The 15,163-nt window shown below is 61.8% G+C and carries 11 protein-coding genes; all 11 read right to left on the reverse strand.

Annotated features, from left to right (window positions below):
* Positions 1–89: 89 nt before the first annotated feature.
* Positions 90–2,336: a methyl-accepting chemotaxis protein gene (locus FXN63_RS23385; RefSeq protein WP_246164953.1), complete on the reverse strand. Its 2,247-nt coding sequence runs from the start codon at positions 2,334–2,336 to the stop codon at positions 90–92.
* Between the two features lie 255 nt (positions 2,337–2,591).
* The gene (locus FXN63_RS23390; RefSeq protein WP_246164954.1) at positions 2,592–3,305 is read right to left on the reverse strand and encodes an HAD family hydrolase; all 714 of its coding nucleotides are present in this window, start codon (positions 3,303–3,305) and stop codon (positions 2,592–2,594) included.
* Between the two features lie 128 nt (positions 3,306–3,433).
* Complete coding sequence (locus FXN63_RS23395; protein WP_148817923.1) at positions 3,434–4,330, reverse strand: inositol monophosphatase family protein; 897 nt, start codon at positions 4,328–4,330, stop codon at positions 3,434–3,436.
* Positions 4,331–4,393: 63 nt separating this feature from the next.
* A complete protein-coding gene (locus FXN63_RS23400) occupies positions 4,394–5,680 on the reverse strand; it encodes a phospholipase A (RefSeq protein WP_246164955.1) in 1,287 nt (428 codons plus the stop codon).
* A gap of 60 nt (positions 5,681–5,740) precedes the next feature.
* Positions 5,741–7,444 (reverse strand): long-chain-fatty-acid--CoA ligase, encoded by a 1,704-nt coding sequence (locus FXN63_RS23405; RefSeq protein ID WP_148817924.1) that lies wholly within the window; start codon positions 7,442–7,444, stop codon positions 5,741–5,743.
* A 418-nt stretch (positions 7,445–7,862) separates the two neighbouring features.
* Positions 7,863–9,950: a molybdopterin-containing oxidoreductase family protein gene (locus FXN63_RS23410; protein WP_148817925.1), complete on the reverse strand. Its 2,088-nt coding sequence runs from the start codon at positions 9,948–9,950 to the stop codon at positions 7,863–7,865.
* Between the two features lie 757 nt (positions 9,951–10,707).
* Entirely contained in the window at positions 10,708–10,908 is a 201-nt protein-coding gene (locus tag FXN63_RS23415; RefSeq protein ID WP_148817926.1) for a hypothetical protein, read from the reverse strand.
* A 635-nt stretch (positions 10,909–11,543) separates the two neighbouring features.
* Positions 11,544–12,842: a glycerate kinase type-2 family protein gene (locus FXN63_RS23420; RefSeq protein ID WP_148817927.1), complete on the reverse strand. Its 1,299-nt coding sequence runs from the start codon at positions 12,840–12,842 to the stop codon at positions 11,544–11,546.
* Positions 12,843–12,900: 58 nt separating this feature from the next.
* The gene (locus FXN63_RS23425) at positions 12,901–13,635 is read right to left on the reverse strand and encodes an amino acid ABC transporter ATP-binding protein (RefSeq protein ID WP_148817928.1); all 735 of its coding nucleotides are present in this window, start codon (positions 13,633–13,635) and stop codon (positions 12,901–12,903) included.
* Positions 13,636–13,681: 46 nt separating this feature from the next.
* Entirely contained in the window at positions 13,682–14,374 is a 693-nt protein-coding gene (locus FXN63_RS23430) for an amino acid ABC transporter permease (RefSeq protein ID WP_148817929.1), read from the reverse strand.
* Positions 14,375–14,384: 10 nt separating this feature from the next.
* Positions 14,385–15,137 carry an amino acid ABC transporter permease gene (locus FXN63_RS23435; RefSeq protein WP_148817930.1) on the reverse strand — a complete coding sequence of 251 codons (753 nt, stop codon included), beginning with the start codon at positions 15,135–15,137 and terminating at the stop codon, positions 14,385–14,387.
* Between the last annotated feature and the right edge of the window lie 26 nt (positions 15,138–15,163).

Consider the following 15,163-nt stretch of genomic DNA (forward strand, 5'->3'; position numbering starts at 1 on the left):
GATATCCGCTGTGATATCCGGTGTGATGATCCGGTGTGATGATCCGGCCTGATGCGCCGAGCTATTCCGCGTTCAAGAACGCAATCGCCTCAGACCACTGCCGCCGTGAACGCAGCAGCACGCGTTGCGACCGGCGGCGTCATCTTCACCGAATTGCTGCCTTCCAACGCCTGACGCCCCAGATTGCTCGCCGTCTTCTGCAGATCCAGCACCAGTTGCTCCAACACCTGCGCCGCGCTCAAGGTGTCGCCAGCCGCGCGCGAGCTGTCGTGCGCCACCGAATCAATCGTCTCGGCCTGCGTATTGGCCAACTGCACCTGCGCCCGCTGCGACTGCATTGCCCGGCTGATCTCGCCAAGCTGATGCTGAACCGTCGCCACATCCGTGTGAATGCGCGCCAGTGCCTCATTGGCCGTAACTGACCGAGCCACACTGCCGCGTGCAGTTTCCTGGCAGGCTTGCATCGCACTGCCCGCTTCCACCGCATGTTGGCGAATGATCGCCAGCGTCGCAGCAATCTCACGCGTGGACTGCGCCGTGCGGGTGGCCAGGTTGCGCACCTCGTCGGCCACCACCGCAAAGCCTCGACCGCTCTCGCCTGCGCGTGCGGCTTCGATGGCAGCATTCAGCGCCAGCAGGTTGGTCTGTTCGGCAATGCCACGAATCGCCTCGGTCACATGCTGCACGGCATCGGCCTGCTGGCTAAGGGTGGCAATAGTCTCTGCCGTCTGCTGCACCTGGCTGGCCAGTTGACCAATATCGTCGGCCGCCTGTTTCACCACCACCGCGCCATTGGACGCATTGCCCAAGGCCTGTTTGGATGCAGCTTCGCTGCCAAGAATGTGTTCCGTCACTTCACCGATGCTGTGGCTCACATCGCGCATCGCATCGGATGCAGTGCTGGCGGCCAGACGACCCTGCAAGGCGCATTGCGCAGCCGCGACTGAGGTGCGCGTAAGTGCGGTGGACGTGTTTTCCAGTGCGCTGCCAGCCGCCACGATGTCTTTCATCGTGGTGTCCATCTTGTCGACGAAGCTGTTCACCCAGCCGGCCAATGCGCCGGTTTCGTCATGCCGGAAGCTCTCGGACGACAGGCGATTGCTCAACGGGGCACCGCATTCGGCCGTGTCCAGGAAGAAGTCCGCCAATGACTGCAGTCGCTTGGCTTTCGGCCGCAGACTGAAGCCCCACACGGCCAGTGCCATCAACACGGTAGCGGCCACCGATACGGCCCCTGCCATCCATTCGCTACTGGGCAGATAACGATGCGCCAGCACGTTCACCGCGCCAACCGCCACGCTGCCCACCAGCAAGTGGCTCAACAGCGAATAACCCAGGCTGCGGCGGCGATAGACTTCTTCCAGATCACCCTCGCACATCAAGCCCCAGGTATCGGGCGAACCGGGCATGCGCAGCGTTGTGCCGCCACCGATCACCGGAATATGACGGTAGTCCGGGTAGCCGGGATAGGACACGAACAGGTTGCCGCCACGGCGAATGGTTTCGCGCACACCGGGGTGCAGTTCACCCGTTGCCGGGTCGGTGAAACGCAGTTCGAATTCCGTGTGTTCACGCACCTTGACCGTGCCGAAACGCGTCTGCACGCCTTGCTTCAGGTTGTCGCCGGCCGTGAAGGCATCGTCTTCGAAACGCGAACGCGACAAGGCGGTACCGGTGGCGATGCTGGGGTCGAAGACCGACTGCACCATGAACAGATAGTTGTCGCCCGAATCTCGGTAGACGTGGCCCGCTTCGCGCTGAATCAAGTCGCTCATCACGTCGTTGGGAATGCGCAGCGCCAGGCAACCGACGGCTTTGCCTTGCACGCGTATGGGCTGGTAGAAAACCAGGGTGACGGCGTCGTGGAAGCGCGAGCTGGTTGCCCCCAGGGTCTGGGTAAGCGGATCGATATAGGGACCATGCAGGAATTGCGCGGCCAGGCCTGCGGCAATGGCCGTGGGCTGGCGGTGTGCCTGCCCGACGCGGGGTGCGTGGGTGGACGCACGCACCACGCCATCGGCCGCCACGATGAAGACTTCAGCAACTTCGGGAAGATGATGATGCACCCGTGCCAACAGATCGGCATCGGGTTCGGCCCAGGTGTCCTCGACCCGTTTGACCAGGCCTTCAAGCTGTCGCCAATACTGGGTGGCCCAGCCTGTCAGCACTTGGGCACGGGTCTGCACCAAGCCGGTGAAGGTCTTCTCGACCCGCTCTGCCTGACCGCGATTGACCAGGCAGGACCAACGCATGGCCAGTTTTCCCTGCTTGCCAAACCACGGAAGCCAGCGCCGCTCGGCTCCGTGAAAATCCATCTGGTCGCTGCGCAGTGCCATATCCCGGCCTCATGATTGAAACAGGACGAAAGCCTACGCTGAATTTCACATGACGAGAATAACAACAAGCAGGGTTTTCCAGCGCTATATCAGGCTTTCCGGGCGATCAAAGGCGGACGTTGTTAAATTTATACATCCGCCCGTCGTACAGCAATGATCTGACCTTCATCCAGCTGCACATTCGATCAGATACGCGCACGCTATGGCCAAAATCCGCCCTGTACAAACCGTGGTTTACACAGCGCGATTGCGTGCTCACCAGTCCGCGCTGTCGCTTGCCTGTCCCGTCACGACAGGCCGCGCAATAATGCGCCAGCCGCGCGATTCGGCCACTTTCCGCAGCGTGGCGTCCGGTCCCACGGCGACCGCTTCATCGACCGCCTCCAACAGCGGAATGTCATTGAAGGAATCGCTGTAGCAGATGGTGTGGTCAAAGTCCGCGAAGGACAGGCCCTGCGCCGCCAGCCATTCGTGCACACGCGGCACCTTGCCCGGCCCATAGCTGGGCGTGCCCTGGATGTCGCCGGTGAAGTCGCCATCTGGACGGCCGTCGACCATGGCAGGCTCGGTGCCGATCAGGTTGGACACATTGAAAATATCGGCATACACGCCCGCCACATAACTGTTGGTGGCGGTCACGATGCAGCACAGGTCGCCGGCATTGCGGTGCGCATCGACCAACGCACGCGAGCCAGCAGGAATGCGCGGCAGAATCGCCTGCTTGAAGCTTTCGCGCCACGCGTCGAGCTGCGCGCGAGGATGCAGCGCCAGCGGTGCCAGGCAGAACTGATGGAACGCCAGCACGTCCAGCTTCCCCGCCTTGTACTGGGTAGCGAATTCCTGGTTGCGCGCAACAAAGTCTTCCTCGCGCAGAACGCCGATGTCGCTCAGGTAACGGAACCAGGTCGATCCGCTGTCGAACGGAATCAGGGTGTGATCGAGGTCGAACAGTGCAAGCGTACGTGCCAAGGTAAATCCTGTCGTCGGTAAAAAGAAGTGCGGGCAGACGGGAAGCGGAGTCAGTCTTCTGCATCAGCGCTTCAAGTCTGCCGTCCAGATCAGCCTTTCAGATTGGCCTTCTGAATCAATGCGCCAAATCAGCCCGGATTGCGCGGCCCGGCCTTGGCAAGATGCGGTGCCAGCAAGCCTTCAAACGCCGGCGCAATTGCCGCGCTGGATGCCACCACGTCGCCATGTACCGGCCAGGCATCCCGGCTGAACATGTCGGCAACATGGCCGCCTGCTTCGCGGACCAGCAAGGTGCCGGCAGCCACATCCCAGGGCTTCAGGCGGAATTCCCAGTAGCCGTCGAAACGACCGCAGGCCACCCAGGCCAGGTCAAGCGAGGCCGCGCCATTGCGGCGCACGCCACGCGAGCCGATGACCGCATCGCGCAGGGCCCCCATGAACGGGTCCATGATGGAAAAGTCGACCACCGGGAAACCGGTGGCAAACAAGGCATCGGCCAACACCGCCGTGCGTGAGCACGAAATGCGATGGCCGTTGAGCCAGGCACCCCCACCGTAAACGGCAGTGAACAGCTCTTCCTTGCTCGGGTCGTAGACCACGGCAACCACGGGTGCGTCCTGCACCAGCGTTTCGTCAACCGACACCGACGCACCGGTGTGCGCCACCAGTGCGATGGATACTGCGTAGTGGGGATGGGCGTGCAGGAAGTTGGTCGTGCCATCGAGCGGGTCGATGTACCAGGTGGCTGCGCCACTGGTTGCACCGCCGCTTTCCTCGGCAACGATGCCGTATTCCGGCGTCAGTTCACGCAGCACATCCAGAATCGCAGCCTCGGCCTCGCGGTCGGCCTGGGACACCAGGTCATTGCGGGCCTTGAAGTCGACCACCAGATCGGCGCGATTGCGGGCATACGCCTGAAGGACAGCGGCACCCGCATGAGCGGCCTGGACGGCAACCTGAAGGGCGTGGCCAAGATCGAGCACGGCAACGCCGGAGCCGTGCGAAACGAGCGATGAATCAGTCATGGTGGGAGTCTATCCGCTGAAGATGGCAGCAAGACGTCAGCCCTGCTGCCCTCGCCAAACCGCTTACCGGACGATCATCAAGCCGATCCGGGCCTGCGTTTCGGCGCGTTTGTTGTACTCAAGCAAGGTTTCGCCATATCCACGGAACACCTGCAGATGCAGATAACCGTTCAGATTGGACAGCCACTCGGTACGCAAAGGATACGCAAAGTCGACTTGCACAGACCCCTTGCTGTTGCCCTTGCGCGCAAGCGCCGACAGCATCATGCCGTCGTCCTGAGTCCACTTGACCAGCCAATCCACATTGCCGCGGTACTCGCGGATGTCGGGATTGTTCTCAAGCGACATATACGTCCGCAGCTTCGGACCGAAGCTGAGCGTGCTGCCCTGGTCAAGGCGATAACGCAGCAAGGGCTGCGCGTAGAAATTGTTCAGCGAGCGCGAATCGGCACCGTCCTTGCCGTTCGATTCGTGCTGGAAACCGGCTTCCGTACCCAGCGACCAGCGACGGTTCTCGGACTCCCACACCCGGTCCGACAGCCAGAAGAACGCCGGCTTGTAAGACGAATCGCGGAAGGGGGCGGAATCGGCACCCAGGTCCCACAGCGAGGTCTGGGTGTAGCCGAAGTACAGGTTGTCAACGAATCGGGGGTTCTTGTCGTCAGCCGGTTGGAACAAGCGATATTTCAAGCTGATCTGGAAACGGGCCGTGGTGTCGCTAGCCGTGCCCAGACTGAAATACACCGGCTCGTAAGACGACACGGCACTGCGGAAACGCTGCAGCGTGGCCGTCTCGAAGTCGGAATTGTTGCTCAGCGGCGTGATGGGCGACTCGCCAAGCGGCGGTACGGCCGACGCGGGCAACACCGTACCCGTGCGCGGGTCCACCAGCGGTGCGGGGGCCGGGGCCACGGCAGCAGCCACGTTACCCGGGCGCGTATCGAGCGCCAGCAACACGGGTTCGCCTTCGACGGTAACGGTCTGAACGCCCTCGGCCTGCGACGGAACTTCAGCAGCCCAACGGGTGCGCACAAAGTTGCCCACCGGAATTTCCAGGGGGGTCGAATCCTTGCGATCGACCTTGGCCAGGGTGCGGATCAGCACGCCCTGCGCGTTGCGCCACTGCAGCACCAGCTCGCGCGGGGTCTGCCAGTTGGCAACGGCATTGCCGTCATTGAAGAACGTGGCTTCGACGAACACCTGCTGGCCAGGCGAGGCCTGCGGGCGGTCAAAGCGGAAGGTCACGCCAGCCTGGGCGGCTGCGGCCAGACCCAAAGACAGCGCGAGTGCGAGCGGTGCGCGCGCAAAGCACGACAGCGACGAAAAATAGGAAGGGGAAAACGACAGCACAGAGGCTCTCCGGATTGACGCAATCCGGAAAGCCCGGACCCAGCTATTGTCGCAGAAGGCTCAAGCAGAAGCCTGCTTCGTATGCTCGTCACGCAACGCTCGTCGCAATATCTTTCCAACATTCGTCTTTGGCAGCTCGTCGCGGAATTCCACGTGCCGTGGGCGCTTGTAGCCGGTCAGGCGATCACGGCAGAAATTCAGCACGTCGCGCTCGGTCAGCGCCGGATCATCGCGCACGATGAAGAGCTTGACCGACTCACCGCAGCTTTCGTCCGGAATGCCGACGGCAGCCGCTTCACGAACGCCTGGGTGTTCCATCACGACATCTTCAACTTCATTCGGATAGACGTTGAAGCCCGACACCAGGATCATGTCTTTCTTGCGGTCAACGATACGGATAAAGCCACGCTCATCCATCACGCCGATGTCGCCAGACTTGAAGAAACCGTCGGCGTTGATCGCGTTGGCAGTTTCATCCGGCATATTCCAGTACCCAGACATCACCTGCGGGCCACGAATCGAAATCTCGCCCGGTTGTCCTTGCGGCACCGGCACGCCGTCATCGTCAAGAAGCAGCACTTCGGTGGACGGCAAGGGCATGCCAATGGTGCCGGAATATTCATCGGTATCGGTCGGTGTGGAAATCGCCGAGGGCGAGGTCTCGCTCAGGCCATACCCCTCGCAGATCGGGCAACCCGTCAGGGCCAGCCACTTCTGCGCCACGGCGCGTTGCACCGCCATGCCGCCGCCCACCGAAATACGCAGCGCCGGGAATTTCAGCTTGGCGAACTCGCTGTTGCGCAGCAAGGCATTGAACAAGGTATTCACGGCCGGCAGGATCACGATTTTCTGCTGGAATTCAGCCAGCACCTTGATCATGGCGGGCATGTCACGCGGGTTGGGAATCAGCACCAGCAAGGCACCGCTGCGCATGCCCAGCAGGCAGCACACCGTCAACGCAAATACGTGATAAAGCGGCAACGCACCCACGATCACGATCTGTTCCGGCGCAGGCTTGCCGCCACGATCGATGCCCGGCTGCAACCAGGCTTGCGACTGCAGCACGTTGGCCAGCAAATTCCGATGCAGCAAGGTCGCACCCTTTGCCACGCCCGTTGTGCCGCCGGTGTACTGCAGGAAGGCCACATCATCCATGCCGACCTTCACTGGCTTGAACCCATGACGCCTGCCTGCCGACAAGGCCGCGCGGAAGGATGTCGCCTGCGGCAGCGCGTAGTCCGGCACCATCTTCTTCACCCGGCGCACCATGAAATTCACGATAGTGCCCTTCACCAGGCCAAGCAGGTCACCCATGCTGGCCACCACCACATGCTTGATGGCCGTGTGCGAGATCACCTGCGCCACGGTGAACGCGAAGTTCTCCAGCACCACAATTGCCTCGGCCCCCGAGTCCTTCAACTGGTGTTCGAGTTCGCGGGCGGTGTACATCGGATTGACGTTGACCACCACATAGCCCGCACGCAGCACGGCCGCAATGCAGACGGGGTATTGCAGGATATTGGGCATCATCAGCGCCACGCGTGCGCCGGGCGACAAACCACGCGATTGCAGCCAGCCAGCGAAGGCCTTCGACAAGGCATCGATCTCGGCATAGCGCAGCGTCTTGCCCATCGAGTAGTACGCATCACGCGATGCATGCCGGCTGAAAGCGTCGTCGATCAGCTCCACCAGTGAGCCATACTGACTCATGTCGATGTCGTGCGGCACACCTTTCGGGTAGTGCGAAAGCCAGGGTCGGTCCATCGGGATCTCCTTGTGTTCGCCGGCATCGAAACGATGCGCGTGACGGCCGCGAACAACGCCGCAAGGCCGCCAAAGTCGATCGATGATAGCCGAGCCCATGACACCCCGCCGAGGGGGTAGACCCCGACGCGAGCCACTGCTGGCGGGTAGTGCGCACATGCAGGCACCAGAGCCGGGAAGATCGCCGCGCAAAGCGGGAAGATGCGCGCAGATGCCGCGATCCGCGCGCTGTGTATCAGGACGTTTTTGACCTACCTGAGTGGTCAGTCAGTGGTGTGCCCAGCGTGAGGCTGAGGGCTGCGATTTGATTGCTGCGATCTGATTGCTGCTGAGTTAACCAGGCTTGAGGTGACCAGGCTTGAGGTGACCAAGCGTTGAGCTGATCCACGTCGAGTCGGCCAACCACAATTCGTTCAAGTTATGCCGCCTCGACTTCCACTCGCGTGTCGTAGAACGTCGGCGCACGCCCCAGATCGGTCAACGCCTGGGACGTCAGTTCATTGGCATTACGACCATCGGGCGACAGCTTCTTCCACCAGATCGACGGTGCCACCACCACACCGCGACGAGCACGCGCAGTGACCCGGGCCTGCAACTGCTGCGAACCCCGATCATTGAATACGCGAACCTGGCTGCCGTCTTCGATGCCGCGCAAGCCAGCATCTTCCGGGTGCAGCCACAGCGCCGGCACCCCTTCGATATTGCGCAAGCTGGTCACGTTGACGAAGGTGGAGTTCAGGAAATTGCGCGCGGGTGGCGAGATCATCGACAGCGGGAAACGCGCGGCCAGCGGCGAATCCAGCCCGGACTCATAGGGCGGCACGTAATCTGGCAGCGGGTCCTGGCCGCGTGCAGCCAGCTCCGTAGACGCAAACTCACAGCGCCCGGACGCCGTCGGAAAACCGCCATTGGCAAACGGTGCCACGTCGCCTGCCGGAATGTTCAAGCGCATCCAGCCTTGCTTGCGCACGTCTTCAAACACATACCCCTGAGCATGCGGATGACGGGTGTTGAACGCCTGCTGCGCAAGCACCTCGTCACTGTCTTGCAGACAGGCGTCATCCAAGCCCATGCGCACAGCCAGTTCACGGAAGAACTGCGTGTTGGGCTTGCACTCGCCCATCGGCGCAATCGCCGCCTCGTTGCTCATGATGTAGGCATGACCGTAGGGCTTGACCACATCCACATGCTCAAGCTGCGTGGTGGCCGGCAACAACCAGTCGGCGTAGTCCGCCGTATCGGTCTGGAAGTGTTCCAGCACTACGGTGAACACATCTTCGCGCGCAAACCCTTGCGCCACCTTCGCAGATTCCGGCGCGACCGCCACTGGGTTGCTGTTGTAGACAATCACGGCTTCGACGGGCGGTGCATCGGCATAGTCGTTCAGGTTCAGCATGGCGTCGCCGATGACCGACATGTTCACCGTGCGCGGCGTGCGGCCCGCCAGCAATTCCGGGCGTTCCAGTGCCACACGATCAACCGGGAACCAGCCGCTGGTGGACAACAGGAACCCGCCTGCGGGCCTGCGCCAAGCACCCACCAACGCAGGCAGACAGGCCACCGCACGCACCGCATTTGCGCCACCCCGTGCGCGCTGCATGCCGTAGTTGGCACGAATGGCAACCGGCTGCTGCTGACGCACTGCCATCTCGCCGTACAAGGTGGCGAGCCATTCGATGTCGGCAGCATCCAGCCCCGTGATTTCAGCGGCGTAGGCCGGCGTGTACTTCTGCGCGCGCTCGGCCAGTCCGTCGAAGCCGATGGTGTGCTGCGCGATGTAGTCATGATCGAGCAGATCGTCACGCACCAGCACGTGAATCATGGCGAGCGCCAGTGCAGCGTCGGTACCGGGCTGGATCGCCAGATGACGATGGCATTTCTGCGCGGTGTCGGACGCGTAGGGGTCAATGGCCACCAGCGTTGCACCATCGCGTTTGGCCTGCTGGACACGCGTCCACAAGTGCAGGTTGGACGCGATGGCATTGGTGCCCCACAGCAAGATCAGCTTAGCATTGGCAAACTGTTCCATGTCCATGCCAACGCCCGCGCCAAAGGTCAGGCGCAGCGCTTCGGCACCGGCGCTGGCACAGATGGTACGGTCCAGTCGGGAAGCTCCGATACGATTGAAGAAGCGCGCGGCGATGGACTCGCCCTGCACCAGTCCCATGGTGCCGGCGTAGCTGTACGGCACGATGCGATTGGGGTCACGGGCGGCGATGTCGCTCAGGCGTGCGGCGATGTCGGTCAGGGCTTCGTCCCAGGTGGCGCGCTCGAAGCGGCCTTCGCCTTTTTTGCCCACGCGGCGCATGGGGTACAGCACCCGATCCGGGTGGTAGACACGCTCGGCGTATTTGTTGACCTTGGCGCACAGCACGCCACCGGTGGGCGGATGTGCCGCGGCCCCGGCGATCTTGATCGCAACGCCGTCTCGCACGGTGACTTCGATTGCACAGCTATCGGGGCAATCGTGGGGACAGGCGGCGTGGACGATGCGATCGGTGGACATTGCGGGGACCTGAGAATCTGAGGGGGTGTTGCGTCTGACGGGGTGGATGTTGCGCGCAGCAGAAAAGACTAGTTCGGGTGCGGGGTGGGGTCAAGTTTCGGGTATCCGCTGTGGGATTTCTGCCGGACGTATCGTGCTTTGGGCCAGAAGCAGGCTGCATGGACGGGGCTGAATATGTCTTCGCTGTTGAATCTCAGGGTGCTGATCTGGGGGTCGATATGTAAGCCAGTCGCGGGTGGTGGGGCCGCGTCGGCTGCCCCGCTTGACCTAGGCGTCGGGACTCCCGCCCTCCACCTCGTCCAGAAGGGCAGCCGCCACGGCCCCACCACCCACGCCTTCAGAATTGCTTTGGTTAAAAGCTGATCCCGCCTTTGGGCGCGTTGTGATTTTCTGGCTGCTTGGTGCTGGATGCGGTTCTCGGCATTCAGTGGCCACCGTCCTTAATCGCCAAGCGGCTGGCCTTGGGGACTGGCTGGCCAGGTCGCCACGAAGCGGGTTTTGGGGCTCACGATTTGACGGGTTCTGCAGCGGCCTTTTACGGCAATCCCACGCAAGGAAACTGCACTTCTGCTCGATGGTGGGGTGACACGGAAGCGGGTGGCCGCGCACCAGGTAATGCGACGAGAAGGCGGGGCGCTGACGGTTGATGTTTTTGGGTCGCGCAGTAAACGTTCGGGGACTCGGCGATGGCCGCTGAGAACGCGGAACGTTGGCAACAGTCAGTCAGCACCGTTTTGCTGCTGCGCTGGTTGGCGGCCTACGGCGGATGCTCGCTTGGTGGATAGCGCAGGTGGAGGCCAAGCCCGGCACCCAGCATCCGCTTGATTAACGCCTTCTTGAACGCCATCGACAGGTGCTGCACCGCATCGACCGTCATCGGGCCGTTGACGAATTGATCGACCAGCTCTGGCGGTAGCTTCGGCAGCTCGCGTGGGGGTAGTTTCTTTTTGGTGGCCATACATGCTCCTTGAGCGAGACGTCAGACCCCAAACACAGAATTTCTGACACTCCCTCGCAGCAAGGCAAGTGCATCGACCAATGCGCCGCACACACGTTTGCATCAAATCAACCGCCAGCGACACGATCGTCGCTGCTGCTCTCCGCATGCCGTGACGCGGCGGCCACCCGCTTCGGTGTCACCCCAACATCAAGCAGGCGTGCAAATTTTCTTGAGTGTCGCTGCCGTAAAAGGCAGCTGATATACGGTCAGAATCGTGAGCCGCAAAAACCGCTTCGTGGCGACCTGGCCAGCCAATCCCCAAGGCCAGCCGCGTAGCGTTCAAGAATGGTGGCCCACGCATGCCGAGAACCGATTCCAGCACCAGGCAGCCAGAAAAACAAAAACCGCCCAAAGGCGGCATGTACAGAAAACCAAGAAAGCTTGAAGGCGTGGGTGGTGGGGCCGGGTTGGCGGCCCTTCTGGACAAGGTGGAGGGCGGAGACCCGACGCCAAGGTCAAGCGGGGCAGACGACCCGGCCCCACCACCCGCGACTGGCTACACAGCCCAAAACCCACGAGCCTGAACACACTGCCCAGCTACAAACCCAAGCGCCTGACCAAATCACAGACGCTCGAAAACACGCAAAAAACCCTCAAACAGGCAACACCAAAATCACCCGGAAATCATTCACATTGGTCCGCGTCGGCCCCGTCACGATCAGCGTATCAAGGGCTTCAAAAAATCCCCAGGCATCATTCGTATCCAGGAAAGGAACCGGCAACACATTACGCGCCGCTGCAGCCTTCACCTGATCCGTCGTCCACCACGCACCCGCATTGTCTTCCGAGCCATCAATTCCATCCGTATCGCCCGCAAGCGCCGCGATCCCAGATTCTGACCCAAGTTCCGCCGCCAACGACAACAGAAACTCCGTACACCGCCCGCCGCGCCCCTTGCCGCGAACCGTCACCGTGCACTCGCCGCCCGAAATCAGCGCAACCGGTGCCGTGAACGGCTCATTCAACAAGCGTATCTGACGCACCAGCGCCGCGTAAACCTTGGCCACTTCACGGGCCTCGCCCGTCACCGTATCACCCAAGACCACCGGCTTGATGCCAGCCTGGCGGAACACATCGGCACCCGCCTGCAGGCTTTGCTGCGCCGTGGCGATCACCTTGTTCTCAACCCGAGCGAACACCGCGTCGCCGGGTTTCGGCGTCTCATCATGAACACCAGCCGCACCCGCCGCCAACCAATCAGCGATGGATGCAGGCGGCGTTACGTCATAACGTCGCAGAATCTGCTGCGCATCCGCATAAGTGCTGGGATCAGGCACCGTCGGGCCAGACGCGATGGCCGAGGGATCATCCCCGGCCACGTCCGACACGATCAGGGCCAACACCCGCGCACGCGTGGCAGCCGCCAGGCGGCCGCCCTGCACTTGCGACAAATGCTTGCGCACCACATTCATGGCTTCGATCGGTGCCCCGCTGGCCAGCAATTGCTTGGTGACCAGACGAAGGTCTTCGATCGGCACTGCTGCCACCGGCAGCGACAACAGGCTGGACCCACCACCCGACACCAACACGATCAGCAAGTCCTCGTCACCCAACTGGGTGGCCAGATCGAGCATCTCGCGGGCGGCGGATTCACCTGCCGAATCGGGCACCGGGTGCCCGGCTTCCACACACCGAATGCGCGACAGCGGCAAGCCGTGCGCATACCGGGTCACCACCAGGCCAGACAAATCGGCGTCCGCTGGCCAATGCTGTTCCACCGCATGCGCCATGCTGGCCGCCGCTTTTCCCGCACCCAGCACCAGGGTGCGGCCGGCGGGCGGCGCAGGCAGGTGCGCCGCCACGATGTGGGTGGGATCGGCAGCCGCGACTGCGGCGTCGAAAGCGTCGCGCAGCAACTGCTGCGCGTGCAGTGGATCAATGGCATTGGTCATGTGGAAGTCGCCTTAAGGCGTCATGTAAAAACCGCCTTGAGGCGTCTGGGGGCGTCGATCAGTGCTGCAGGATCTTCGACAGGAAGTACTGCGCGCGCTCTGAACGGGCCGACGGATCGCCGAAGAATTCTTCCTTCGGGCAGTCTTCCACAATAGCACCGGCGTCCATGAAGACCACGCGATGCGCCACCTTGCGCGCAAAGCCCATTTCATGGGTGACGACCATCATCGTCATGCCTTCCTTGGCCAAGTCGACCATCACGTCCAGCACTTCGTTGACCATTTCCGGGTCAAGTGCAGATGTGGGTTCGTCGAACAGCATGGCGATCGGGTCCATGGACAGCGCGCGGGCGATTGCCACACGCTGTTGCTGGCCGCCCGACAACTGACCGGGGAACTTGTCCTTGTGCTTGGACAGGCCCACGCGATCCAGCAGCTTCACGCCACGGGCAATCGCTTCTTCCTTCGGACGGTTCAGCACCTTGATCTGTGCCAGCGTCAGGTTTTGCGTCACCGTCAGATGGGGGAACAGCTCGAAGTGCTGGAACACCATGCCGACGCGCGAACGCACCTTCGGCAGGTTGGTCTTGGGGTCGGTCAGCGAGGTGCCGTCGACGATGATGTCGCCCTTCTGGATCGGTTCCAGCGCGTTGACCGTCTTGATCAGCGTGGACTTGCCCGAGCCCGAGGGGCCGCAGACCACGACCACTTCGCCCTTGGACACTTGAGTCGTGCAATCGGTCAGGACCCGGAAGGAGCCATACCACTTGCTGACGTTCTTGATCTCGATCATGTTCGAGACTCCGTGAATAAGTGATGAATGAAAGCCGACAAGGCCGTCAGCGGATGATCGCCACGCGTTGCTGCAGGCGACGCACGAGGCGCGATGCAACGAAGCAGATGACGAAGTAGACGAGCGCCACGAACACGTACATTTCGATCAGGCGGCCGTCACGCTGTGCGATCTTGGATGCTGCGCCGACGAAGTCGGTAATCGACAGTACATATACCAGCGAGGTGTCCTGGAACAGCACGATGGTCTGCGTAAGCAGCAACGGAATCATGTTCCGGAATGCCTGCGGCAGAATCACGTTGCCCATCATCTGCCAGTAGTTCAGGCCCAGCGCATAACCGGCGAAGGTCTGACCACGCGAGATCGACTGGATACCGGCCCGCATGATTTCCGAGAAGTATGCAGCCTCGAACAACGTGAAGGTGATCACGCAGGACCAGAACGCGCCCACCTGAATCGGGGTGGCGGAACCGATCAACCACGCGCCGATGTAAGGCACCAGGAAGTAGAACCAGAAGATCACCAGCAGCAGCGGGACCGAGCGCATCAGGTTCACGTAACCGGCGGCGACACGGCCCAGCCACTTGTAGCTGGACAGTCGCATCATCGCCAGCAAGGTGCCGAAGATCACGCCGCCAACGGTAGCCAGTGCGGTCAGGGTAAGGGTGAAGGTCATGCCTTCACGGAACAGATAAGGCGCGGAGCGCCAGATCAGGTCCAGGTCAAAATTGCCGAACATGCCCTGCTCCTCAGTGACCGCCGCTGACGCTCGGGCCGACAAAGCCCGGCACCGCCGCACGTTTTTCCAGCCAGCGCATGCCGAACACCAGCACCACATTCAAACTGATGTACAGAATGGTGGCAGCAGTGAACGCTTCGAAGACCTGGAAGCTGAATTCCTGCATCGAGCGCGCACGACCGGTCAGTTCCATCAGGCCGATCGTCAGCGCAATGGACGAGTTCTTGATGATGTTCATGAACTCGGAGGTCATCGGCGGCAAGATGATGCGGAAAGCCATCGGCAGCAGCACGTAGCGGTAGACCTGCGCGGGTTCCAGACCCAGCGCGGTACCCGCCATGCGTTGACCGCGCGGCAAAGCCTGAATACCTGCGCGAACCTGTTCAGCCACCCGTGCGGACGTGAAGAAGCCCAGGCACAGCACAGCAGGAACAAATGCGCCCCACGGCGGCGGCACTTGCTTGATCGCAGCACCCATTGCACTTGGCAGCAGTTCCGGCAGTACGAAGTACCAGAGAAACATCTGCACCAGCAAGGGCACATTGCGGAACAGCTCGACGTAGGCATTGCCCAGTCCAACTGCCAATCTTGAATCCGTGGTGCGTATGACACCAATGATCGAACCGAGCACCAACGCGATAGCCCAGGCCGACAGCGCAGTACTGAGCGTCCATCCGAGGCCGGAAATCAAGGTGTCGAGATAGGTCCCTGAGCCATCTGGCGACGTCTGCCAGAAGATGCCCCAATTCCAGTTGTAATTCATCGCCCGCTCCGTAGGCCTGAATAAAA

The sequence above is a fragment of the Pigmentiphaga aceris genome, assembly GCF_008119665.1.
Classification (GTDB): domain Bacteria; phylum Pseudomonadota; class Gammaproteobacteria; order Burkholderiales; family Burkholderiaceae_B; genus Pigmentiphaga; species Pigmentiphaga aceris.

Bases quoted from the DNA above. Each gene is read 5' to 3' on its own strand.
- FXN63_RS23385 (WP_246164953.1), bottom strand. From the start codon at position 2,336: ATGGCACTGCGCAGCGACCAGATGGATTTTCACGGAGCCGAGCGGCGC.
- FXN63_RS23395 (WP_148817923.1), bottom strand. From the start codon at position 4,330: ATGACTGATTCATCGCTCGTTTCGCACGGCTCCGGCGTTGCCGTGCTC.
- FXN63_RS23405 (WP_148817924.1), bottom strand. From the start codon at position 7,444: ATGGACCGACCCTGGCTTTCGCACTACCCGAAAGGTGTGCCGCACGAC.
- FXN63_RS23410 (WP_148817925.1), bottom strand. From the start codon at position 9,950: ATGTCCACCGATCGCATCGTCCACGCCGCCTGTCCCCACGATTGCCCC.
- FXN63_RS23415 (WP_148817926.1), bottom strand. From the start codon at position 10,908: ATGGCCACCAAAAAGAAACTACCCCCACGCGAGCTGCCGAAGCTACCG.
- FXN63_RS23420 (WP_148817927.1), bottom strand. From the start codon at position 12,842: ATGACCAATGCCATTGATCCACTGCACGCGCAGCAGTTGCTGCGCGAC.
- FXN63_RS23425 (WP_148817928.1), bottom strand. From the start codon at position 13,635: ATGATCGAGATCAAGAACGTCAGCAAGTGGTATGGCTCCTTCCGGGTC.
- FXN63_RS23430 (WP_148817929.1), bottom strand. From the start codon at position 14,374: ATGTTCGGCAATTTTGACCTGGACCTGATCTGGCGCTCCGCGCCTTAT.
- FXN63_RS23435 (WP_148817930.1), bottom strand. From the start codon at position 15,137: ATGAATTACAACTGGAATTGGGGCATCTTCTGGCAGACGTCGCCAGAT.